At 46.8% G+C, this 22,830-nt stretch carries 25 protein-coding genes; 2 read left to right on the top strand and 23 right to left on the bottom strand.

The window, feature by feature from the left end; all coding sequences use genetic code 11:
* Positions 1–21 precede the first annotated feature (21 nt).
* From POF51_RS00525 to POF51_RS00490, 8 genes are all read right to left on the bottom strand, one after another.
* Positions 22–192, bottom strand: a complete 171-nt coding sequence (locus POF51_RS00525; RefSeq protein WP_015891498.1) for a YycC family protein — start codon at positions 190–192, stop codon at positions 22–24.
* A 510-nt stretch (positions 193–702) separates the two neighbouring features.
* Positions 703–900 carry a hypothetical protein gene (locus tag POF51_RS00520; protein ID WP_069844792.1) on the bottom strand — a complete coding sequence of 66 codons (198 nt, stop codon included), beginning with the start codon at positions 898–900 and terminating at the stop codon, positions 703–705.
* Between the two features lie 172 nt (positions 901–1,072).
* Entirely contained in the window at positions 1,073–1,606 is a 534-nt protein-coding gene (locus tag POF51_RS00515; protein ID WP_069844791.1) for a TlpA family protein disulfide reductase, read from the bottom strand.
* Between the two features lie 23 nt (positions 1,607–1,629).
* The gene (locus tag POF51_RS00510; protein WP_017249082.1) at positions 1,630–2,340 is read right to left on the bottom strand and encodes a cytochrome c biogenesis CcdA family protein; all 711 of its coding nucleotides are present in this window, start codon (positions 2,338–2,340) and stop codon (positions 1,630–1,632) included.
* Between the two features lie 189 nt (positions 2,341–2,529).
* Positions 2,530–3,060, bottom strand: a complete 531-nt coding sequence (locus POF51_RS00505; RefSeq protein ID WP_069844790.1) for a DinB family protein — start codon at positions 3,058–3,060, stop codon at positions 2,530–2,532.
* A gap of 96 nt (positions 3,061–3,156) precedes the next feature.
* Positions 3,157–4,383 carry an efflux RND transporter periplasmic adaptor subunit gene (locus tag POF51_RS00500; protein WP_069844789.1) on the bottom strand — a complete coding sequence of 409 codons (1,227 nt, stop codon included), beginning with the start codon at positions 4,381–4,383 and terminating at the stop codon, positions 3,157–3,159.
* A 28-nt stretch (positions 4,384–4,411) separates the two neighbouring features.
* Positions 4,412–7,549, bottom strand: coding sequence for an efflux RND transporter permease subunit (locus POF51_RS00495; RefSeq protein WP_271753195.1), 3,138 nt, complete (start codon positions 7,547–7,549; stop codon positions 4,412–4,414).
* A 128-nt stretch (positions 7,550–7,677) separates the two neighbouring features.
* A complete protein-coding gene (locus POF51_RS00490; protein ID WP_007727206.1) occupies positions 7,678–8,010 on the bottom strand; it encodes a MarR family winged helix-turn-helix transcriptional regulator in 333 nt (110 codons plus the stop codon).
* A 173-nt stretch (positions 8,011–8,183) separates the two neighbouring features.
* On the opposite strand from POF51_RS00490, the gene POF51_RS00485 reads away from it, so the two are divergent.
* The gene (locus POF51_RS00485) at positions 8,184–9,419 is read left to right on the top strand and encodes a sensor histidine kinase (RefSeq protein WP_069844787.1); all 1,236 of its coding nucleotides are present in this window, start codon (positions 8,184–8,186) and stop codon (positions 9,417–9,419) included.
* On the top strand, positions 9,416–10,102 hold the full coding sequence (locus tag POF51_RS00480; RefSeq protein WP_017249088.1) for a response regulator: 687 nt from the start codon (positions 9,416–9,418) through the stop codon (positions 10,100–10,102). The genes POF51_RS00485 and POF51_RS00480 overlap by 4 nt, the downstream gene beginning before the upstream one ends.
* 11 nt (positions 10,103–10,113) lie before the next feature.
* Here POF51_RS00480 and POF51_RS00475 read toward each other — a convergent pair whose 3' ends face one another.
* The 15 genes from POF51_RS00475 to POF51_RS00405 form a co-directional block, all read right to left on the bottom strand.
* Entirely contained in the window at positions 10,114–10,623 is a 510-nt protein-coding gene (locus POF51_RS00475) for a hypothetical protein (RefSeq protein ID WP_017249089.1), read from the bottom strand.
* A 191-nt stretch (positions 10,624–10,814) separates the two neighbouring features.
* Complete coding sequence (locus POF51_RS00470; protein ID WP_069844786.1) at positions 10,815–12,341, bottom strand: two-component system sensor histidine kinase NtrB; 1,527 nt, start codon at positions 12,339–12,341, stop codon at positions 10,815–10,817.
* Positions 12,342–12,700: 359 nt separating this feature from the next.
* Positions 12,701–12,991, bottom strand: coding sequence for an antibiotic biosynthesis monooxygenase family protein (locus POF51_RS00465; protein WP_007727197.1), 291 nt, complete (start codon positions 12,989–12,991; stop codon positions 12,701–12,703).
* 86 nt (positions 12,992–13,077) lie between these two features.
* Complete coding sequence (locus tag POF51_RS00460) at positions 13,078–13,986, bottom strand: hypothetical protein (RefSeq protein WP_069844785.1); 909 nt, start codon at positions 13,984–13,986, stop codon at positions 13,078–13,080.
* A gap of 87 nt (positions 13,987–14,073) precedes the next feature.
* Positions 14,074–14,736 (bottom strand): thiamine phosphate synthase, encoded by a 663-nt coding sequence (thiE, locus tag POF51_RS00455; RefSeq protein ID WP_069844784.1) that lies wholly within the window; start codon positions 14,734–14,736, stop codon positions 14,074–14,076.
* 3 nt (positions 14,737–14,739) lie between these two features.
* A complete protein-coding gene (locus tag POF51_RS00450) occupies positions 14,740–15,363 on the bottom strand; it encodes a thiamine phosphate synthase (protein WP_069844783.1) in 624 nt (207 codons plus the stop codon).
* Entirely contained in the window at positions 15,347–15,709 is a 363-nt protein-coding gene (locus POF51_RS00445; RefSeq protein WP_017249095.1) for a hypothetical protein, read from the bottom strand. The genes POF51_RS00450 and POF51_RS00445 overlap by 17 nt, the downstream gene beginning before the upstream one ends.
* 83 nt (positions 15,710–15,792) lie before the next feature.
* Positions 15,793–15,924 carry a hypothetical protein gene (locus POF51_RS00440; protein ID WP_017249096.1) on the bottom strand — a complete coding sequence of 44 codons (132 nt, stop codon included), beginning with the start codon at positions 15,922–15,924 and terminating at the stop codon, positions 15,793–15,795.
* Between the two features lie 55 nt (positions 15,925–15,979).
* On the bottom strand, positions 15,980–16,396 hold the full coding sequence (locus POF51_RS00435; RefSeq protein WP_271753174.1) for a DUF3054 domain-containing protein: 417 nt from the start codon (positions 16,394–16,396) through the stop codon (positions 15,980–15,982).
* A 94-nt stretch (positions 16,397–16,490) separates the two neighbouring features.
* Positions 16,491–17,081: a GNAT family N-acetyltransferase gene (locus POF51_RS00430; RefSeq protein ID WP_271753171.1), complete on the bottom strand. Its 591-nt coding sequence runs from the start codon at positions 17,079–17,081 to the stop codon at positions 16,491–16,493.
* A 109-nt stretch (positions 17,082–17,190) separates the two neighbouring features.
* The gene (locus POF51_RS00425; protein ID WP_106833259.1) at positions 17,191–18,717 is read right to left on the bottom strand and encodes a tripartite tricarboxylate transporter permease; all 1,527 of its coding nucleotides are present in this window, start codon (positions 18,715–18,717) and stop codon (positions 17,191–17,193) included.
* A 17-nt stretch (positions 18,718–18,734) separates the two neighbouring features.
* Entirely contained in the window at positions 18,735–19,202 is a 468-nt protein-coding gene (locus POF51_RS00420) for a tripartite tricarboxylate transporter TctB family protein (RefSeq protein WP_017249100.1), read from the bottom strand.
* A gap of 47 nt (positions 19,203–19,249) precedes the next feature.
* Positions 19,250–20,308 (bottom strand): tripartite tricarboxylate transporter substrate binding protein, encoded by a 1,059-nt coding sequence (locus POF51_RS00415; RefSeq protein WP_271753167.1) that lies wholly within the window; start codon positions 20,306–20,308, stop codon positions 19,250–19,252.
* A 147-nt stretch (positions 20,309–20,455) separates the two neighbouring features.
* Positions 20,456–21,109, bottom strand: coding sequence for a response regulator (locus tag POF51_RS00410; RefSeq protein ID WP_442869501.1), 654 nt, complete (start codon positions 21,107–21,109; stop codon positions 20,456–20,458).
* A gap of 32 nt (positions 21,110–21,141) precedes the next feature.
* A complete protein-coding gene (locus POF51_RS00405) occupies positions 21,142–22,752 on the bottom strand; it encodes an ATP-binding protein (RefSeq protein ID WP_271753163.1) in 1,611 nt (536 codons plus the stop codon).
* Positions 22,753–22,830: the final 78 nt, after the last annotated feature.

Below are 22,830 nucleotides of genomic sequence, written 5' to 3'. Positions count from 1 at the left end.
TCCTCCTTTTGTATCGCTCGCCTATTCTTGGTTTTTATTTGCTGCTTCGTTTGCTTCCTTTTCTTGATTAGCCAGCTCCATCATTTTTTGCAACAAGATATGCTGTGGCATGTGCATGAGACGCTCCAAAGGTACCTGAAGCGCTTCTGCCAGCTTGACAGCCGTCTCTGGTGATATTTGTAATGGACGCATGTCATTTTTGCCCCTTTCCCTTGCTTTTATCAGTCCCTTCAGTATAATACACAGCCGTTAAACCTGCCAGCATACAAGCCTGGTATTGGGGAGCCTTTAAAAAACAAGCTAACATCATGGATTAAAATGACATTAGCTTGCTAGGCAGCAGATGAAATTAGGGAGTTTACGAATCCACATAGATGAAAAAGTCGTTTATTTGGTCTGCATTCTTGCTTATTTACCAAATAAGCATCCCCAGTATCACGTGTTTGAATAAGACCAGCCTTTTCCTGGCTCGAATTCTGGGGGCAGAGAAAGCTCAAACTTTTCTTGGTTACCTTATCAGCCACATGGCTGTCATCCCCACCAGTTACACATCGTCATCAAGTACTTTGTGACATGTTGGCTCTACTGAACCACTTTTGTCACATTTACTCACCTCTCAACTCCTCATAAAAAATGAAAAAAGAGCCACACGAAGGGGCTCTCTCTCATAAACCCAATATTCCGCACATGGAAAAGGATGAGCTATGGCTTTTGCTTAGTGAGGATGCATGGTACACCTAAGCCGATCGCGCCGGGCTGGGACATCTGTTCCAGATATGCCAACCCTCGTGCACATTGCTGCTTGCATACTTGACATGTATGGGACGTTACGATTTTCAGCTGTACTTGATTGGGGTGCTGTCGCGAATTCTTCTTTTTGATCTTTTTGCCCTTGGCCATCCGTTTTCCTCCCTTTGCCCTAGATCACTCCAGTCTATGAAGGAGAACAACCCCGCTCTTTAGGCAAACATACAAAATCAAGATATTCACTTGCAAAATGGGCCTTGTCATACCTGTCTACAAATAGAAAAAGCCGCCGGAGAATTCTCTCCAAGCGACTTATGAGCCTTCCCTATGGCTTTGGACTTAGCAACTGGCGCAGTTCTAGCTCCAGTGTAGGAGCATCAACCATTCCGATTATCTTCTTTCGTACGATTCCATCTGTGTCAATCAAGTAAGTAGTTGGAAATGCCATCACCTTGTAACGGTTCGACACAGTACCAGCTACGTCCATTGGTATCGGAAATGTCAGCTTGTAGTTAGTGACAAAGGCCATAGCTGTTTCCGGGCTGTCATTGCTCGTGACGTTCACGCCATAGAGATCAACCTGTCCACCATATTTTTCGTAGACTTTTTGTAAATCCGGCGCCTCCAGCTTGCATGGTCCACACCAGGAAGCCCAAAAGTTCAAGACTAATGGTTTTGCCCTTTTTCCTTCTACCTTGTACGTCTGCTGGTCTAGTCCTGTCAGTGTAAAATGAGGAGCCGCAAAGCCAACTTCCGGTTTTTGAACCTCTGCTACGATTGCGGCCGTTTCTTGAGGCTTTTCCCAAACAGCAAGTCCGACCCCCAATAATACGAGCACCGCGAGCAACAGCTTTTTCATTTTGTCACCTCTGCCCTACTGAGTTAGAATCCCGTAAAGCCTCCGTACATTTGAATAAGAACGCGTGTAATATCCGTCAGTTTATCTGTATACAGAAGAATACCAAACAAAATCATAATGGCTCCTCCGATTTTCATAAACAGGTCGGAATACTTCACAATCGCGTTCACCTTACTGATGAAGAACGTCATGACAAAAAATGGAATGGCGAATCCGAGCGTATACGCCAATGTGTAGGCCAAGGCGCTTGCAGGATTGGAAACACCCATGACGATAATGCCAGAAAGAATAGGTCCCACACAAGGTGTCCATCCAGCTGCATACGTCATTCCCACCAGTATGGACCCAGTATACCCCAATGGCCTCGATTTTAAATCGATTTTAAAAGAACGCATCATCCAATCCATTTTAAACACGCCAAGCATAACCAAACCAATGATAGCAAGCAAAATACCGCCCAGTTGACGAATCAAGTCCTGTTGGTCAGTGAACAAGCTTCCGATCCAAGATGTAGACAGCCCGAGTGCAACGAAAATGATCGAAAACCCGACTATGAAGAAAAAGGTATGCAAGAAGGCTTGCTTGCGAAAAACAGCTCTCCCTTTCTTCACTTCATCAACCGTAACCCCAGTTATGTAAGACAAAAAGGAAGGATAAAGCGGCAGGCAGCAAGGGGAAATAAAAGAGAGAAAACCTGCTGCAAAAGCCAAAAACACAGTAATATCGCCAGTCATATGTACCTCCGGTGGGTATTTTATCCACTATCTTCTCATTGTATCGAATCTTTTCCCCCTTCAAAAGTAGCAATGACACTTTGTCTTAAATCCGTGACAATTTACTTTACATAATATTCATTATGTCTTAAAACTCAGCACAAAACGTAACAATTGGATGGATAGATCTGGTCCACTTTAGAAAATAGATCAGATTTGTGACAAATGTGACATGTATCTTTCTCGGAAGACATGTAGATGATGAGCAGCATGCCCAAGGATAAAATAGACGAGTGCAGTTGCAGTTGTCTTGTCCTGAATAATCACGCCCGAACGACTCAACTCTTCTTCTGTAAGCCCTTTTAGCAGTGCTCGAGTAGAAGAGCGCACAGTCCGATACTCCTCGAGTAGATCGACAAGCGGTCGACGGTCAAAATTCGTAAGACTGACATACATGTCCTGATGCCTAGGTAAGGGTGTCTTATCTCCGCGGGAAGCACACAGCAAGCGATAGCACATGATTCGCTCTGTATCCATAATATGGCCGAGAACTTCCTTTCCACTCCATTTATCTTCCTGATAACGGAACATGCTCTGTTCCTCCCCGCAAGATCGAAAGCATGCAAGTATTTCTTCCTCCTGAGCGCAAAGCAACTCATTCAGATTCCCTTCAGGTGCGATTTTGATATAGGTTTCAAACTGCGCAGGATAATCACCAGACTGTGGTTTGCGGAAGTACAAAAGAATACACCCCCCTTTTGAAATAGTGAGACGAATACTTCCATTGTACACAAAAAAGAGGCGGATGTACTCCGCCCCTTCTCTGCTATTCTTTTTTTACTGAATAGTGACTTTGCCGCCATCTTGAAGCAGTGTTTGCCCTTTTACCACGATCTTATCGCCGGCAGACAAGCCTGTCAAAATTTCGATCGTATCACTAGAGGATTTCCCTGTAGTGACCTCGACTTGTTTTGCAATGTCACCTTCCAGCTTAAATACATACTGTTTACCATCGCGATCAAAGACCGCACCGCGCGTTACCACGATCGATTTTGCTCCACTTTCCCCAACCGTTGGGAAGGTTACATTCACTACCATATCGGACTTCAGCTCATTGGATGGGTTTGGAATCGTAATCTCCACTGGATATGCCTTGAGCTGCGTATCCATTACAGGACTCATCGCCGTTACTTTGGCATCAATCGTTTTTCCTGTCGATTGTACGTTTACTTTTACGGTAGTTCCTACTTTTATTTTTGTGATGTCTGCTTCTGACAGATTCGCTTTTACCAGAAGTGGATTCGTGTTAACGACAACTACAACCGGCTGCTGACCTGCCATTTGACCAACTGCGCCGCTTACGCTGGAAATATATCCATTGATCGGAGACGTCACAGTCGCATTCGCTAATTGCTCACGAGCATTTTGCAGACTTACTTGCGCTTGCTGTACAGAGGCTTCGGAAACTTGCACACTTGTTTTTTGTCCCGCAGATTGCACTCCCTGCTGCGCGTTATCATAAGAGGTCTGTGCCGTTGTCAGTTGAGAATTTGCCTGTTCCATCTGCTGAGCGGAAATCGCTCCTTGTGAAAAGAGCTGTTGCATCCGCTGCTGGTTTACTTTCGCATCCTGAAGTGCGGTTTCTGCCTGCTTCAGGCTATTTTTCGCTTGGACTAAGCCTTGATCAGAGCTGCTGCCTGCTTGGTTTAAGCTCGCTTTTGATACGTTGTAGGCTGCTTCTGCTTGTTTGACACTGTTCACCAGATCTTTTTCATCGAGCTTGAACAATACTTGACCTTTTGTCACGTATTGGCCCAGTTTCACTGGCAGGGAAGAAATTTTCCCACCCATTTTCGGGGAGACTTGCACTTCCTCACTCGGCGCCAGCTTTGCCGTGAGACCAGAATCGGATACCACTGTGCCCGTTGCAACAGTTTCAATCTGTACAGGGGTTGACGCTTCCACTGTTTCCGTAGGCGGCGTTTCCGCTTGCGGGCTGGAGCACCCTGCCACTAGCGAGATGGCCAGCAGTGCCAAAATGACGGGTTTTTTATTTAGTTTCATGTATGTCCCTCCTCTTCCCACAAACGTCTTACGATTCCAAAGCGGGATTGATTGTCTTTTGTTTCTTAGCAAGTTTCTTTTCGAGTTTCAACTTTTTCTTCAAGCGTCTCTTTTTCCCTAAATCATCAAACCAGGAAGCAACGACAGGAACCAGAACCAGTGTAATCAATGTAGAGAATCCGAGACCGAAAATAACCGTCACGGCCATTGGTGCATTCGTCTCAGATCCGGCACCGCCAGAGAATGCGAGCGGTCCAATCGCCAGAATCGTGGTGAGTGTCGTCATCAAAATCGGACGTAGACGAATCGGTCCTGCATGCAGGATCGCATCATACAGCTCCATGCCTTTTGCACGCAATTGGTTCACGTAGTCGATCAATACAATCGCGTTGTTCACGACCAGACCGATCAACAAAATGTACCCGATCAAAACCCCAACGCTGATCGTTGTGCCTGTCGCCAATAGTCCAAGCAGAACGCCTGTAACCGTCGGTGGCACGGAGAACATGATGATAAATGGGGTGTAGAGCGATTCAAACTGCGCTGCCATTACCATATAGAGAAGCACAACTGACAGTACAATCGCGAGAGCAAGGCTAGTGAATGATTCCATCATTTCTTCACTTTGCCCGCCAAAATCGACTGTGTAGCCGTCCGGGAGATTCAGTTTCGAGATTTTTTCTTGAACTTCCCGTGTGACAGAGCTCAGGTCGCGCCCCGCCAAATCGCTCGTTACTTGAACTTCACGGCTGGAGTTGGCACGGTTAATCGAAACCGGCACATCTACCTTACTGATAGTCGCAACTGAGGTCAGCGCGATCTGTGCTCCACCTGGAGCGGAAATACGCATATTGTTCAAGAAGTTTATATCTTCCTGAAACTCTTTCGGCAGCTTGAGGTTGACGTCAATCTCGTCATCACCTGTACGATAATACGTTACCGTTTGACCTTGGAAGGAAGTGCGAACACTGGAGAGAATTTGTCCGGTCGTCAAGCCGTACAAGCTCGCTTTCCCAGCATCGATCTTCACTTCCAGCTCTTGTCTTGATTCTTCCAAGCTGGTTGTTACGTTACTCGTACCAGGTACCTTCTCAATTTCACCTTTAATGATACCACTAATGTCTTTCAATACGTCCAGATCATCCCCGCTAACCTTCAGTTGGATTGGGGAACCCGTAGTCATACCAGATGGTGCGCTTACCTTGATTTCAGGTCCAGCAATATCTTTCAGCTTTTCCTGGAGATCCATCACAACTTCATTGGAGGAACGTGTGCGCTGGTCGAGGTCTACCAGCATCAGACTGATCGTTCCCTGATTGGATGACAAGGTGCTCGCTATCGGTGATGCATTGCTACCAACCGAAGTCGCTACAATTTTCTTCTCCGGAACCGTGTTGACAATTTCTTCTACTTGTCGGGTAACTTTTTCTGTTTCAGCCAGAACGGTACCATTTGGCATTTTGATGGAGACATTTACTTGACCTTGGTCCATGGCCGGGATAAACTCTGCCCCGATCAATGGGGTCAATGCGAGAGAGCCCACCATCATGACGACCGAAGAAATCATGACCGTTTTACGATGGCCCAATGACCATTTTAACAATCTTTGGTAGCCTTTTTCTACTTTGCTAAATCCAATGTTAAACCACGTAACAGGATTGATTCCACGATAGTTCTCATGATGTGTATGCGACGGAATTTTGTTCAAAATTCTCGAACTCAGCATCGGCACGAGCAAAATAGAGAATACAAGCGCCGCAATATGTGAGTAAACAACCGTCAATGCAAGTGGTCCAAACAACTCAGAGGCAATACCTTCTGTGAGGGCAATCGGCAAGAATACGCAAATTTGCGCCAAAGCAGAAGCCATAACTGCCGTACCTACTTCTTTGGAACCATCCAAGGCGGCTTCCATCATGCCTTTTCCCTGTTCTCGATGGCGGAAAACATTCTCGAGCATAACAACTGCAAAGTCAATCAATGATCCCAATCCCAATGTCAAACCGGAGAGGGAAATCAGGTTGATCGTCTGTCCAGTCATGTACATCAGCAAGAACGTAGCAACGATCGATACAGGAAGAACGATAACCGCAATGACCATGGATCGCAAGCTCCCCAAGAAGAAGAACAGCAAGATCATACCGATACCGCCACCCAACAGGGCATGTTCAGCGGTGGTGTAAACGGAATCCTTAATGTAGATGGATGTATCCAGAGTCGTAATGATTTCTACGCCTTCTGGCAGCTCGCTTTTGATTTTCTCCAGCTCAGCTTTTACATCATCTGCTACCTCAATGGTATTTCCGCCAGAAGCTTTTGTCACTTTAATACCCAAGCTAGGTGTTCCATTAACGTAACTCATTTGCGTTACATCTTGATGCGTGTCTTTTACTTCGGCAATATCGCTGAGCCTGATGGAGTTTCCTCCCACAGAGATTGGTGTCAGCGCGATTTGTTCGACATCAGCAAACTCACCTTGTACACGGATGTTGAGCTTGGCGTCACCCTCGCGTACCGCTCCACCGGAACCTGACATGTTGCTGGTCTGGAGGGCTTGCTGAACTTGGTCAAGTGACAGTCCGTACGCCGCTAGTTTGGCTGGGTCGACTGTAACATCGATGATCCGGCTTTGTCCGCCGCTGATGGAAGCAGATGCGACCCCATCAATACGCTCCAGGCGTGATTGGATCATATCCTCTGCCATCTTTTTCAATTTGTTGATATCTTGCTCACCCGTCACCGCAAACTCAATGATCGGTGTACTGTTCGGGTCAATGCGCAGTACGCGTGGCGCTCTAGCTGAGTCAGGCAAAGAGCCACGAACCTGATCTACCTTCTCCCGCATGTCGAGAGTCGCCTGATCAAGGTCTGTCCCCCAGTTAAACATGAGGATAACCTGCGAAGCGCCTTCCATCGATACCGATTGTATACTATCTAAATCGGATACCGTTGCAAGTGCGTCTTCGATCGGTTTCGTTACCAGTTTTTCTACCTCACTCGGAGATCCGCCGTCAACGGATGTAACCACGACAGCAACCGGGAAGTTAAGATCCGGCATGAGATCAATCGACAAGCGAGGCAGTGAAACGAAACCAAAAATCATCATGGCCAGAGTCAACATAATCATGGTGACCGGGCGTTTAATCGATAGTTCAGAAAGATTCAATCCACTCACCTCTTCTTTATATATCTGCTAATTCTTTGTGAGTAATAGTTCGCATGACGAAATGAATAAGGTGAACCTCGTAGTAGCATTTCGTTTAACGAAATATCAAGGGATGAAACAAACCATTTTTAAACGGTTTGTGAATTTCCCCATTTCACATCTCGCTGTTGGTATACACGCTCTGTCAGTGACACCCACACAACTCGTCGATCTGATTGGTCTCGGAACCTGCGTACCAGGTTTTCCTGCTCCAACCGGTTAATGAGACCGGAAGTTGTGCTGTATGAAAGACCGACAGTCTTACTTATGTCCCCCATCGTTTTTGGCCCATTTCCAAGCTGCTCCAGAATCAAGACCTGTTGCCAAGTTACATCGCTTGTATCCAGCTCTTGCTCAGAAATCGTGGTAAACAAAACACTGGCTTCTTGCAGGAGTTTTGCCAACTGAATCAGTTCTTTCATGAGAACCTCCCTTGCCATCCTTACTTAACCACTTCACACCCATAACTAATCGTTTATTTCCCAAAAATAATTCTACTGAAATGTATATGTAGTGAAGTCTACCCAGGGGTAGATTTCTGACAGGGATTTATCTATCTGGAGATAGACGACAACGCATGCTAGAATGAAGTTAAGTGATTATTCGGCAGAGAAAGAAGGACTTCTCATTGTTGAAGATAATGATGAAAGCCATACAAAAACGTTTACTAATCATGTGGTTTTCCATCTTAATTGTATTAGCTTTGCTTCCTGATTCATTTAAACGGGAAACTCCGTTGCAATTTTCTCTTACCATTGTACTATTTATTTGTTACCTTGTGGTATTTTGGACTTCCAAGAAAAAATGGAAGCCTTTCCAATTCGAATTAGTGACAGTCGTGCTTGGAATTGTCTCGTTACTAAAATCCCTCATCTTGGGTGGAGAGGGCTTCGGCTTGATGCTCCCACTCGCTGTTTTTATCGGTTTTCACATTCATGGACGCCGTGCATTGGCTTATGCTACTTTTTTTGGTACGTGCAGTACGCTTTTTTTATATTTTGAAGAAAGCCTGAAATTCACGCACATCATCTCTTATATCCTTACGTATGTGGGTTGCTATATCGGCGCACGTGGCTATCGGATTCAAACTGAAGCGTACGAAACCAACCAACAGCACCTGGAGCAGCTGCAAAAAGCACATACAGAGTTGCAAGAGGCGCACTTACAACTTCAAGAAGCAGCACTTCATTCCCTTCAAGTAGCGGTTCTGGAGGAACGAACGAGAATTGCCCGTGATATTCACGATGCATTGGGCCATAGTTTGACTTCACTCATTGTCCAGCTACATGCCTTGAAGTATATGTTGCAAGATGGACCTGACAACGCACAAGAAGCCGTGCGCAACATGCTTGGTGTTGCCAAGCAAAGTCTGGAGGATATTCGCACGTCTGTCCATACATTGGCCCTGGATAAAACCTCATTGGGGCTTACACCTCTGCGAGCTCTCTTGTCGCAGGCTCAAAAGCATACAGGAATAAAAATGGAGTTGATATGCTCCGATCTGGACATTCCGCTCTCTCAAGAAATGACGATAACGTTTTATCGAATTTTGCAAGAAGCGATCACCAATTCACTACGTCATTCTGACGCAAAAGAAATTCTCGTCATCATTGAACAAAAGAAGGACATCCTTTTGTTGTCCATTCGAGACGATGGAAGCATCACGAGCGACCAAAAAATCAAACCTGGTTTTGGCCTAACTGGCATATCTGAACGAATTCAGTTATTGAACGGAACTCTCGCGTATCGCATTCGAGAGCCTCACGGATTCCAACTCGATTTCAGCTTTCCGATTCGCCAGACTGAACCTGAAAGGAGCATGCGAACATGACCGGTAAACAAAAAGAAGGAGCCATTCGCGTGGTCCTAGTAGATGACCAAACCATGATTCGCCAAGGGTTGGGTTATGTCATTCAAATGCAATCTGATATGGAAGTAATTGGGGAAGCTTCCGATGGCGTGGAAGCTGTTGAACTGATTGGCGCCCTCGCACCTGATGTCGTTTTGATGGATGTTCAGATGCCTAACAAATCTGGCATTGAGGCCACAAAAGAAATCATGCAGCAGCATCCTCGCACAAAGGTATTGATTCTTACCACCTTTGACAATCACAATTATGTGGTGGAAGGGATTCGTGCTGGAGCCGTCGGTTATATGCTAAAGGATGCCGACTCTCAGGAAATGCTTGACCTCATTCGCAGAGCCCACCAGGGAGAAGCCCTCTTCCACACCGTGACAGCTGCAAAAGCCCTTGCCGAAGCTCTGCTAGGTCAACGTGAGACACCTGATTCGACTACCTCTTCCCAATCAGTCTTGCTAGATGAATTGACGGATCGAGAGTTAGATGTACTTCAACAGATCGCAGATGGCTATCGAAATGATCAGATTGCGCAAAACTTGTTTATATCAGAAGGCACTGTAAAAACACACGTGCATCGGATTTTGCAAAAAATGGGTGTCGAGGATCGTACCCAGGCAGTGGCCAAAGCTCTACGGCACAAAATCGTGAAATAAATCAGACAATTTTAGGCAGGAGGACTAAGTGGAATCAAGTTTCCATCCTCCTGCTTTATGCTGATAGAAAACCCTCCGACCAGCTGTGCGCTGGACATCGCTTCAAATACAGCAGCAGCCGCTTTCTTCGTATCGATCACCCGGCAAATGACTGCCAACGTCCTCTCGCTGTCTTCCCCACCGTCGCTGTGGCCATTCCCAGTCTTTCCCAAGCATTCGTCCAACAGCTGTTCGATCAAATAGCGCATCTCAATCTCTGACTCACACAAATGGGGAAAGCGAATGATCATCGGATGGAAATCGTTCTCTTTCATGACCTGATATCCTTGTTCTTTCATCTCTTCTGCCCAGTTCTGCAAAACTTCGTCAGGCCTTCCCTCAATCTGCTCCGCTACTACAGCAAAATAGTCGCCAATTTCCCCTACATTTCCGTAATGAACGGTGTAAAGATGCTCCGTTTCCTCATACCAAACTTCCCAGTAGCTCCACCTCGTTTCGTTTCTTTTCAGCATCCGAATCACCGTTGTTCAACTCCGTTCAAATTGTAACCGTTTTGTAAATTATTCCACTGATCGACACGCCTTGACAACAACTTACAAAAAGATTGATTCGAAAGACTTGCAACTTTTTCGCGAATAGGACCATCTGCTTAATCGAACATAAAAAAAGACGGATATCCGATCCGTCTACAGTCACAATTCTTTTTGTTTTTTTAGGAAATGGAAAGAGGTAAACGAATCTCAAAACGAGCTCCTTTTAGTTTCGGAGAGTTTTCCGCATAGAGTTCGCCACCGTGATCCGCGATGATTCGTTGTGTCGTAGACAATCCTAACCCCGTTCCCTCTTGTTTGGTCGTATAAAAAGGAACGAATAAATTTTGGAGGCAAGAATCTGATAGACCGGGTCCGTTGTCTTCCACAACAATGATGACTTGATTGAGCGATGAGTACACTTTCACTTGAACGAGGTTGCCTTGGGTCATCAAAGCTTCAAGGGCATTTTTCAAGATGTTCAAGATGGCTTGCTTGATTCGCGAACGATGACCAAACACATGCCACTCGCCTTGTGCAATGTCCAGCTCTAGCTTGATTCCTCTTCGATTTGCTTCTGGCTCCAGTAAACGAATGACTCCATGTAACTCATCCATCACTAAGAAACGTTCCGATACGATTTTATCATCCCTGTACCGGGCCAAAACCAGGACATCGTTCAATAGCCCATCAATGCGTTCAATTTCCGTTAAGATGACTGAAAAATAAGATTCACTACGATTTGCTTCCCCTTGCTCCCGCAACAACTGAATGAAGCCCTTGATGGCTGTCAGTGGATTCCGAATCTCATGCGCCATCCCAGCAGCCAGCTGCCCAACGGCTGCCAGCGCTTCTCGCTTGCTCAATTCTTCTTCGTACTTTTTGCTTTCCGTAACATTCCGAAGAACGGCGATCGCTCCCCACATCTCTCCACCGTAATAAATGGGGCTCGTACTCACTGTCGTCCATTTGCCTCTGTATTCCGCAACATAATGGCCGGACTGCGCGCGTTCAATTACCCACTGAACAAAACGCTCGCTTATATGCGGGCGGAGGGCATGATCAATGTTTTGACCAATGAGTTGATTCCGATCTACGCCAAACAAATGACAGACAGCGTAATTCGCTTCAATGACTCTTAACTGGCGATCGATCATCAAGACGGCAATATCGCTGGATTGCAGAACCAATTGAACAAGCTCCTGTTCAGCGAGCATTGTAACATCTTCTCCTTTGGCCGAAGTTGCAGGAGAAGTTTGTGTTTTTTCAACTGGAAATTGATGCGAATTTTTGTTGAAGACATCGTCCATTTGATGCAAAATGTAGTCCATCGATTGATAGAGACGAATCTGTCCTTGCAAAAGCTCTACTCGCTCCATTTCCGTCGTGGCAAGAGAAAATGAGTTGATATTCATTTCTTCCATAATAACGTCTCGACACTTGCGCAAAAATTGCTGTAAATACGTAAGATTCATTCCGAGTAACGAAAATTTATACGCAATTTCGCTCAATTCTCGTTCGAATGCATACGTGTCGATTACTTTTACTACTTCAATCCATTTCGTGATTTGCTGAACAAACAAAGCCTCTGTATTTTCGCGGTCTTCTAGAAGCAAAGCAGAGTAATGATGATCTGAAAGAAAGGAAAACGTCTTGGCCACCGCCGCAGGGACCAAATGAGTAAGATACTTACTTATTCGATTTTTCAAAACACTCTGGCTCCTTTTCTCCGTGCTTCATTGAGGCTATTTTTCCAAGTATGTATAGGCTCTATTATGGACGTAAATGAGACAAGATGTAAAGCGGCTTGATGATATCCTCGTGCAGAGAATGACACCATCCAATCTGGTTCTCTTCTTATCCTTACAGACAAACAATCTCGGCTAGCATCCTATTATCGCGCGTTATCTATTGCCTTTTTCGGACCCTTCACCTCCTGATCACGTTTGACTGAAAACGCTTTCCCAACATTTTCTATCATATCACGATCGAGCATAAAATGGTAAAGGATGTTTATTATTCAATTATCCAAAAAGCATTTGCCCCCGCAGAGACAAATGCTTTCGCTTTATGAATGGGATTTGACAGCGTAATTGCGCAAATCCGATTTTACCGGGCTATTTGGGTTGGTTCCTGTATGCGCGCGCTTGAAAGCTTCGCTTTCTGTCCAATTTTTAAACGATTCCTCATCTGTCCATTTCGTAAAAACGATGTATTCGTCACCTTCCGTTGGTGCCAGGAAAAGGAACTCCAAAAAACCCGGAACCTCCTTCATCCGTTCTCCCCCATTACCAAATGCGCGTTCCAAATGGGATTGGTAGTCTGCTGGTACAGTCAGTCTGTTCATGGATACATACATGATGGTCACACATCCTTTTCATTGGGTTCATCTACCAGCTCCCATTATACTACTACTTTTGGTAAAAAACCTAATAACCGCAAACGCTATTCGCGCCTGCGGTTGATTTGTTGCTCGAGCATGATATCCATCAAGAGTGTATCTTGCAATGGATCTTTGGGGTCTAGCGTCAGAAGCGCAGCGACAGCGGCCATCGCGCATCGAACGGATTGGTAGGAATAAAAGGCATCTCGCTCCGATTCGCTGAACAAAGATAAATCCGATCGTTCTTGGGCCGGGTATGGGAAGTCAGTCTCGACACCAGCACGATCCAGAACAATGAGTGCCTGTTTAATCGCAATCAATGCCGCACTGACACTAATGCCGTATTCTTGGCGTAGATCCTCCCACACCTGAAAAGCTGATTTCTCTACCCTTTCCTGATTGGGGCGCGTAATGATTCCTGTTTTACGCCCTTCTTTCAATAACCAATCCACAAAAATATCATTGCGTGGAGGAAAAGCGTATACTTGCAGCTTCATTTCCATTTCTGTCGGGTTATCCTTGGCAAAACGCGCGTGAGCCATTGACATTTCGTAGCGCCGAGATGGATGCCCAGGAACAGTGACAAATACCGTATCTTGTCGCACTGCTGCGATCTGCAGCTTGGTTCTTGCGGGTATCCTGCCTTGAGGTGCCTTTTCCCTGCGAATATTGCCAGGAATCAACTCTACTCCGAATTGATGGTACTCCAGCGGTGAATCTATCCAGGGGATGGGCTCTCTCGACTGTATTTCGTATAGCCCGTTAAACGTCACCCATTCACCCGGGCGGCGCTGGCTGCGAACCAAAACAGCATGAACTTCCTTTTCTGGTGGCAATTCCGTATCTTGATCCTCCGGTGGGGGATGCATTCGCTTGTGTTCAATAAGAATGCAATCGGTCATGAACAATCGCTCGAGCAATTCCCGTTTGCTCACCCATTCATATCCGATACGGTAAATCCGATTTTTCATCGGCTTCACCTCCTTTTGATCGCCAATATTGCATCATCCTGGTTTGTTTCTATTACCCTACCATATGTAATCGTCGCTTTGTCCGTGCTAACGAGATCGTACAATTCGCTGTAGCGCTTGCGCTGCTTCTTCAGGTGAATCGGCCTGGCTGATCGCACTGATAATCGCGACTCCATCGGCCCCGGCAGCAAGCACTTCAGTAGCATTTTCCAAGGTAATGCCACCAATCCCGACGATAGGCAAGTCATGACCGACTGCCTTACGGATCTCCTCTAGCCCATCTGGTCCGATAGGCTCGCCAGCATCTGCCTTGGAACGGGTAGCGAACATCGCTCCTACACCAATACAATCAACGCCACCGTTCTGGGCAGTGAGCGCCTCTTCGACCGTACCTGCCGAAACACCGATGTACATCTCGGAGCCGACTTTAGCCCGTACCTCCGACAACGCCATGTCATCTTGCCCGACATGAACGCCGTCTGCCTCCAAGCGAATCGCCAGATCTACATCGTCATTCACAAAAAATACGGAATCATGGTCACGGCATAGCTGTTGCAGTTGTCTGCCCAGCTCATATTGTTCCTCAGCGGTCAGCTTGCTTCCTTTATCACGCAACTGAAGCGTGCCTACTCCTCCGCGCAATGCTGCTTCCACAATTTGCACGGTCTTCTCGCTGGAATACCCGCAGTCCTGCGTACCAACGACAAAGTAGACACCCATCTTTTCCCGAAGTCTTTGTATATCTCGCATGCTTTATTTTCCCTCCCAACGATCCAATGCCTCTCGATAAGCGCTGGCTGCTGACTTGGCATCAGTTGCATCGGTGATCCCCGATAAGACAGCAATGCCCGCACACCCTGCTTTCAAAACTTGCGCCGTCCGATCCGGTGTGACGCCACCGAGTCCGATGATCGGTGTATCCCATCGTGCTGTTATCTGCGCAAGTTCTGTTGTTCCTCTTGGCGCTAGACCTGGCTTCGAACCACTCGCAAAAATATGCCCGTAGAGCAAATAATCGACTTGTGCGGCAATGGCTTGCTGTGTTTCCTCCACGGAATGGACGGAACGCCCTATTTTTTGACCTTTCTTCAGCACCATTCTCGCTTCCGCAGGAGACAGACTATGGTATGCCAGGTGAGCACCGGCACAACCTGACGCAGCAACCACGTCCACCCGATCATTCACGATCAAGGCCGAAAGGGGGATGACATTCGCCAATGCCTTTACCCAGTCCATGCATTCCTTTGCGGTACGCTGCTTTTCCCGTATGTGTAAAAAGTTCATACCACCTGCATAAGCAGCTTCTGCCATTCGCAATGCCTCATCAAGCGAATGCCGACCGCTCGTAATCACATGCAGCTCACGAATGCTCGACATCAGGTTGGACACCGCCTCCAGCGAGTGCTGTCACACACTCCTGTAGCCATTGCGTCGTTCGGTCTTCTTTGTCCGTCGGCGACTGAGCCAACAGCTCAACCACGAGCCGACGCAAGAAAAATGCCTGCTGCACGGTAAGTGGAAAGGTAATATTTTTCGGTTTGGTTTCCTGTTTCTCCAATGTCTCCACACCCGCCAGCAAAATATCACCGATGGACTCCACGAGTTCGTGAACCTGCTCATTTTGCTTCAAATCGTCATAGCAGCCATCATATAGTCTGCACAAAAGTAAAAACGCCTGTGACGACAAGGTCACCGGCTGTACATTCTGCATCGGTTCCGTCATACGTTTCCCTCCACTCACTAGAAAAAAACAAAATCTATTATATCACATCATGACCTGTATCAATGAAGAAAACCGCTGATTGCTCAGCGGTCTTTTGAAGTTCCTTCATTTCGATCATTATGGTTCGATTGTCGTAAATTCGTGTTGCGATCTTTTTCATCCAGCGTTTTGCCACGGTTTTTTCCGAGGTCCTTGCTGTTGTTGTTCTTTCCCAATTGATTCACCTCCTAAGTCGTTCATAGGATAGCGTAACCAATTCGGGTCACTTTATTAGCTGGTTGCGAGTAGTCTCTTGCGTTTGTAGATCGCGTATCCGATGGCGAACGGTACACGCCACCCGAGCAAAAAGGCCAACGTAATGAAATAAGTCACACCTGCAAAAATAAGCGTAGTCGGTACACCTGTCCACCAGGAACGGATCAGTAAGCCAATTGGTGCAGCTACTGTCCACGTAATCAGTGTAGATAACAATTGTCGAACCGCAGATTCATACGTTCGCTGTCCGTAGCTCTTGAAAAGCAGAATCGCGATGATCCATCCCACCAGGAAAGGGGCTAATGTTTCGATAATCCCCATGACCGTAACAGGGTAGTTATGAATGATTTTTCCGTAATAAACAAACAGCACAAAGGCGATCAGATCCCCGAGCAACAATAAATAGCCCGGTGGCGACAAACGCAGTCTCATGTATACCCTCTTTTCCGGGTCTTGTCAGAGTAAACCCTCTTGGTTCACCCCTATTGTACACATGCGCTGAACGCCCTTCAATCAATCCAAGCCTTTATTCACCAAACAGCAACAATTGCAGCTTTTGCTTGGCTTCTGGCCATTCACAGTCAAGTATGCTGAAGTATACCGAGTCGCGAATGTATCCATCTGGCAACACCATATGATTGCGCAGGACTCCTTCTCGAATGCCACCGATTCGGGCAATGGCACGTTGCGAATTCAAATTGCGCGAATCTGTTTTGAGCTGTACGCGTATACACCCCAGTTGTTCGAAGCAGTGGCGCAGGAGAAGCCATTTACATTCTGTATTGACGCCCGTTTTCCAGACGGATGGGGTCAGCCATGTAAACCCGATTTCCAATCCGCGATCCTTTTTCGCTATCCCTAAAAATCTCGTGCTCCCGATGATCTGCTCATCTGCTTGGCGAATGATGACGAATGGTAATTCTGTTTGGGCATGTTCATTTTCTAAAGCTTGCAGAATAAAAGCCTGAGCATCTTCTCTCGTTCGAATGGTAACGGACATATGCGGCCAAATCTCTTTGTATGCGCCTGCTTCCCAGATTCCATCCACATGTGTCATTCTGAGCGGCTCCAATCGGACCAGCTTGCCTTCTAAGATAACAGGTTCAATGTTTAACATGTCTGTCTCTCCTCTACTGTTCTGCTTCATCCATCAAGCAGAACAGTTTCCCGAAATTTTTCCAATGATACGGGCTCGCGAGGACACTGTCAAGACAAATAGTAGGGTGTTACGCTTCTTCACTGATAATGACTTGCTTCCCTCTGCGCTTTAAGAAGAGAGGGATCAGCAACCACAGAAGCGCACAAACCAGAAAAGCAGCGGAAAGCGGCTTCGTGAAGAAGATCGAGAAGTCGCCATTCGAGGTGGTCAACGCTCTTCTCATGTTATTTTCAATCATCGGTCCCAACACAAGGCCGAGGACGAGCGGCGCCAGTGGAAAATCGTTTTTCGTCAGGAAATAGCCAGCTACCCCACAAATCACGAGCAAAATCAAATCAAACGTACTGATTTGCACAGCGTACACACCGAAAACGGAAATCGCGATAATGAGCGGAATCAGGAAATGGGACGGTGTTTCAATGATTTTGGCAAACACTTTCACTAATGGCATGTTCAAAATCAACAGCATGACATTTCCGATAAACATACTGGCAATCAAGCCCCAGGCAATCTGCGGATGATCACTGAATAATAGCGGACCCGGTTGTACGTTATACATCAATAATGCACCCATTAAAATAGCAGTGGTACCGGACCCTGGAATACCCAACGTCAATAGTGGAATCATCGCACCGCCAGAAGCAGCATTGTTTGCAGACTCCGGTGCTGCTACACCTGCAATCGCTCCTTTTCCAAAGCGGCTAGGATCTTTGCTCAGCTTTTTCTCAAAAATATACGAGAAGAAGGATGCGAGGGTAGCACCAGCACCAGGCAAAACACCAATGAAAAACCCAAGCAATGAGCCGCGTGTAATCGGTCCGGCACTTTCTTTTAGGTCTTGTTTGGAAGGCAGTACCCGCCCCACTTTAATAATTTCCTTTGTGGATTGATCGTCTTCGATAATCGTCTTGAACACTTCTCCAAGGGCAAACAACCCAACTGCTATCGTGAGGAACTCCAAGCCTTGGTACAAATCGGGAATATCGTAGGTAAACCGCGCCACACCCGAAACGGTATCCATCCCAATTGTCGCAAGCAAGAGTCCCGTGACTGTCATAATAAGGGCTTTGGTCATCGATTTCCCCCCCAGTCCGCTGACCGCACACAAGCCGAGAAGCATGAGGGAGAAATATTCAGCAGGGCCGAATTTCAAAGCAAGATCGGATAATGGATCAGCCAAAAACACAAGAGCAATCAACGCCACGAGCCCTGCGACAAAAGAACCAATCGCTGCAATCGACAACGCTGCGCCAGCACGTCCCTGTTTGGCCATCTGATAGCCGTCCAATGTCGTAACGACTGAAGAGGATTCACCCGGCGTATTTAACAAAATGGATGTTGTGGAACCACCGTACATCGCGCCATAGTAAACGCCTGCCAACAAAATCAGTGCGCTAGCCGCCGCACTTTCAGGAGGTAAGCCAGAAGTCAAAGAAGCCGTAACGGGCATCAATAACGCCACTCCGCTCATTGGACCGATGCCAGGAAGGACCCCTACCGCAGTTCCGATAAGGACGCCAATAAAGGCAAAGACAAGATTATGCCACTGTAAGGCAACGAGAAAACCATCCGCCAAAAATTGCAATGCACTCATGCTAATCTATCCCCTCCCTAGACGCCTAGCCAGGCAGGTAGTCCTGGAAGCGTACCTTTTAGCAAATGCACATAGATGACATAAACGCCTACTGAAAACAGTAAGGAAACGATTCCTGATTTAAGAATGTTTTTACTTCCCATCATAGTGAAGGCGTACAGAAGGAAAGCGAAGCTTGAGATGACATAACCGAGTTGCTCCAACACCAATACATACAAGACTGTCGCTGCCAAAATGAATAAGAACCGCTTGTATCGCAGTGGACTCTGTGACTCGGATGAGGAAGCTGCCACGCCCTTCTTGTAGGTCTCCCACAACAGTCGCAAGCTCAACAAGATCAAGATGACGCCAAGCCCAAATGGAAACATATTCGGTCCGACCTGACTTCCGTAAGCACTAGACGAAATATTGCGACTTTCAGCAATAAAGAGTGCACCTACTAGCGCAAAAAACAAGCTGCCGATACGATCAAACATCAGGTTCATGTATACCTCCTACGGTGTGGAAAAAGGAGGGGATACCCCTCCTCTCCCTACTTCGACATACCAAGTGATGTCAACAGTTCTTTGACCTGCTTATCTTGTTCGTCCAGGAATGCTGAGAAAGCAGCAGCGTCCTTGTACTCACTTTCCCAACCGTTTGCAGCCAATTCTTTTGTCCATGTCTCATGCGTGGAAAGTTCTTTCAGCTTTGCATCCCAGTAAGCTTTTGCGTCTACTGGCATATCAGCCGGACCGAAGACACCGCGCCAAATCGTGAACGTCGCATCAATGCCTTGCTCTTTTAACGTCGGGATATCTTTCAATTGGCCGCCGAGACGTTCATCAGAAGTAACGCCCAGTACGCGGATTTTACCTGCTTTCAGATATTCACCCACGCTGGAAGCATCTGTTGCAATGATATCTGCATTACCTCCTAACAAGGCTGCCATTGCTTCTCCGCCGCCATCATACGATACGTATTTGACGCTTTTCGGATCAATTCCATATTTGGCTGCTGGCAATACCCCGATCAGATGATCCATCGATCCTGGAGCAGAGCCCCCTGCCAGTGTAATTTTGCTGGGGTCAGCCTTGATCGCGTCCAACATGCTCTTGATGTCCTTGTGAGGTGAATCCGCTTTCACAACGAGGGTGCCGAAATCTTTCGTCATTTGCGCCAATGGTGTGACATTTTTGTAGCCAAATGGGCTGTTCCCCTCTTTTTTGTTATTGTTAATCAAGATAGGAGGAGAGCTAACGAATAATTTATAAGGATTGCCTTTGTCTTTGCTTACATACTCAGCCAAGAACACGGTTCCCCCACCACCCGGCTTGTTTTCTACCGTGATGGTTTCCGTAACCAGCTTGCTTTCCGCCAACACCTTTGCGACCGAGCGAGCTGTCTTATCCCAGCCCCCACCTGCACCGGATGGAGCTACATACACGATCGGCTTTTCTGGGTATTTGGATGCCTCTGCGGTAGGCTGCGGCGCTTGCGCTGGTTGTGCTCCTGGACTTGCTGTTCCCGTATTTCCAGTACCTCCACCACAAGCAGCCAATGCTAGTGTAAGAAAAGTGGACACTGTGATTAGCACTTTTTTTCTTTTCATCAAACAAATATCCCCCTCAACCCGCTTATTTGTAAGCGCTATCACGCTTGAACATAATGTACCACCGCGGTCTCTAGGGGAATAGTTTTCGTGCATAAGGTCTATTTTGAAAATTAATCACTTTTTGTTCATATTGTTCATGGAACATTATGGAAGATAGCGATATTTTCTTTCCGGTCTGCCAACTGTGCCATAAATCAATTCAGCACACGCCTTTTTTTCAAGGACCAAGTATTCTAAATACCGTCGTGCCGTTGTTCGGCTGGTTCCAATCTCGCGGCCAATTTCCTCCGCCGAGACCCCCTTGTCTCCCGTCTGTCTGATCGCCTCGATCACTTTTTCCAAAGTTAAAAGGTCAATTCCTTTTGGTGCAAACGCATCTCGATTTTTCGGGGCGACCAGCCTTCTGGTCAGCATTTGGTCAATAACTTCCTGGTCCACCTCGACAGCTTCTCTCGTCCGAATGACGTGCTCCCGATAGCTTTCTAACCGTTCACGAAAACGCTCGAAAACCAGCGGCTTGACGATGTAATCGAATACTCCGCCACGTAGCGCTTCCTGTACCATTTCCATTTCCTTGGCTGCGGTGATCATGATCACGTCTACTTCGCGGTAATGTTGCCGAATAAACCAGACCAGCTCTGTTCCCAGCATGTCAGGCAAGTACACATCCAACAAAACGAGTTGAGGGCGGGTATAAGAAAGCAATTCTTTAGCATCCGTCCCATTCGTTGCTGTAGCAATAACTTCAAAACCTTCAATCTTGCTGACAAATCGTTTGTTGATATCGATAATCCGCATATCGTCTTCTACGATGAGAACCTCCAGCTTTCTCAAGACGCCACCTCCATTCTTTTGCGTAGGGATACTGTGAAAAGTGCACCTCCTAGCTCGCTTTTGCCAATGAGAATATAGCCGTCCAATTCGTTAATAATTCCATGCGCCTTGGCCAGACCAATTCCGCGATCTTCGCCTTTTTTCGTTGAGAAACCGTGCTCGAATATTTTTTCTCGCAATTCTTCCACAACTCCCGGTCCCGAGTCCTCGATTTCGAACATGATCTCATCGCCCGTGTCAGATAAGTAACACTCCACTCGTTTGTACTCGACGCTTGGCTCATTGACCGCTTCCAACGCATTTTGGATCAGTGTCCCCAATAAAACCACGATCTGCTGTCGGTTGATCGTCGGTGGGAGCTCCTTCAAGTGACTGTCGTGATGGATGACGAATTGAATTTTCAACTCCTTGGCCCGGTTGTGCATGCCTAACAGCAATGCCCCTATTAACGGATCTGGAATTTGCTTCGCCAAAAACAAAATCATCTCTTGCTGTGCGGACGTTTCACTCGTAATCAGCTCGACCGCTTCTTGAATCGAGCCAAGCTGTAATAAACCAGAAATGGTATACAACAAATTGTGAAATTCATGTGTTTGGGCGCGAAGAACATCCGCATAACGCCTCGCTTGGGACAACTCAGAAGCTAGCTGGTCAATTTCCGATTTGGGACGAAAACTGCTGACTACTCCTACGACCTTCCCTCCGAACTTGATCGGAAGTCGATTCACAATGATTTCTTTTCCGCTCATAATGGACTCGCGATCTAATTGATGCTCACCTGATTCCAGAACTTCTGGCATACGACTGTCTGGTAGCACTTCCACGATATCTTTGCGATGAAACTCTTCTTCCGGTAGGTTCAGAATACGAATGGCAGCCTTGTTCATCATCGTGACGCGCTTATTGCGGTCAATCGCCACGATGCCTTCGCGGACTGACTCCAGTACAGCATTTCTCTCTACGTACAAGGATGCGATTTCCTCTGGCTCCAATCCCAAAATTAAGCGCTTTAAATAGCGACTGAGTGCAATCGCACCAGCCACACCACACAACAAGGCGAGAAGAGTCAGGATCAGGATGCGGTCTTGGTAGAGGTCAATGGCCTCCTCGATATCTTCCAGCAGGAACCCAACGGATACGATTCCGATGATGTCCCCTTTTTCATTTTTGATCGGCACCTTCCCTCTCAATGATGGTCCCATGCTGCCGACCGCCTTCGATATGTAAGATTGACCATGCGAGAGTCCTGGCTCGTTATCTCCTCCCACCATTTCCTTTCCAATCCGCTCCAGAATCGGATGCGCATACCGAATTCCCTCATGATTCCCCACGACCACAAACTCTGCTCCGGTTTGCATCCGGACGTTTTCAGCAATGGGTTGAATGAGCGCAGGAGGGTAATCGCTTGAAAAAGCACTACGCAGTTCAGGATCGCTGGCAACAATTTTCGCCACACTCAATGCTTTTTTGCCCACCTGCTCTTCGATCGAAGACGCAACAATGGAAGAAAATACCGCGCTAACTGACGAAACAATCAGAATAATTACAATAGTAATCAATAAGATCATTCTCGTTTGCAAAGACATTTGGATTTTGCTTGTCGTCACAGCTCGCTCACCCCTTGTTTCATCTTACCATCCCAATTAGGAAAAAAGGTAGAATCATTCCCATTGTCAATGGCGAAG

Source organism: Brevibacillus sp. AG (assembly GCF_028369215.1).
Lineage (GTDB): Bacteria > Bacillota > Bacilli > Brevibacillales > Brevibacillaceae > Brevibacillus > Brevibacillus porteri.
This window is presented reverse-complemented; position numbering and strand designations above follow the sequence as displayed.

Bases quoted from the DNA above. Each gene is read 5' to 3' on its own strand.
- POF51_RS00435 (WP_271753174.1), bottom strand. From the start codon at position 16,396: ATGAGACTGCGTTTGTCGCCACCGGGCTATTTATTGTTGCTCGGGGAT.
- POF51_RS00445 (WP_017249095.1), bottom strand. From the start codon at position 15,709: ATGACGGAACCGATGCAGAATGTACAGCCGGTGACCTTGTCGTCACAG.
- POF51_RS00510 (WP_017249082.1), bottom strand. From the start codon at position 2,340: ATGACTGGCGATATTACTGTGTTTTTGGCTTTTGCAGCAGGTTTTCTC.
- POF51_RS00515 (WP_069844791.1), bottom strand. From the start codon at position 1,606: ATGAAAAAGCTGTTGCTCGCGGTGCTCGTATTATTGGGGGTCGGACTT.
- thiE (WP_069844784.1), bottom strand. From the start codon at position 14,736: ATGCGAGATATACAAAGACTTCGGGAAAAGATGGGTGTCTACTTTGTC.
- POF51_RS00500 (WP_069844789.1), bottom strand. From the start codon at position 4,383: ATGAAACTAAATAAAAAACCCGTCATTTTGGCACTGCTGGCCATCTCG.
- POF51_RS00425 (WP_106833259.1), bottom strand. From the start codon at position 18,717: ATGAGTGCATTGCAATTTTTGGCGGATGGTTTTCTCGTTGCCTTACAG.
- POF51_RS00450 (WP_069844783.1), bottom strand. From the start codon at position 15,363: ATGTCGAGCATTCGTGAGCTGCATGTGATTACGAGCGGTCGGCATTCG.
- POF51_RS00465 (WP_007727197.1), bottom strand. From the start codon at position 12,991: ATGTATGTATCCATGAACAGACTGACTGTACCAGCAGACTACCAATCC.
- POF51_RS00430 (WP_271753171.1), bottom strand. From the start codon at position 17,081: ATGTTAAACATTGAACCTGTTATCTTAGAAGGCAAGCTGGTCCGATTG.
- POF51_RS00420 (WP_017249100.1), bottom strand. From the start codon at position 19,202: ATGAACCTGATGTTTGATCGTATCGGCAGCTTGTTTTTTGCGCTAGTA.
- POF51_RS00525 (WP_015891498.1), bottom strand. From the start codon at position 192: ATGCGTCCATTACAAATATCACCAGAGACGGCTGTCAAGCTGGCAGAA.
- POF51_RS00415 (WP_271753167.1), bottom strand. From the start codon at position 20,308: ATGAAAAGAAAAAAAGTGCTAATCACAGTGTCCACTTTTCTTACACTA.
- POF51_RS00520 (WP_069844792.1), bottom strand. From the start codon at position 900: ATGGCCAAGGGCAAAAAGATCAAAAAGAAGAATTCGCGACAGCACCCC.
- POF51_RS00460 (WP_069844785.1), bottom strand. From the start codon at position 13,986: ATGAAAAATCGGATTTACCGTATCGGATATGAATGGGTGAGCAAACGG.
- POF51_RS00480 (WP_017249088.1), top strand. From the start codon at position 9,416: ATGACCGGTAAACAAAAAGAAGGAGCCATTCGCGTGGTCCTAGTAGAT.
- POF51_RS00490 (WP_007727206.1), bottom strand. From the start codon at position 8,010: ATGAAAGAACTGATTCAGTTGGCAAAACTCCTGCAAGAAGCCAGTGTT.
- POF51_RS00410 (WP_442869501.1), bottom strand. From the start codon at position 21,109: ATGCGGATTATCGATATCAACAAACGATTTGTCAGCAAGATTGAAGGT.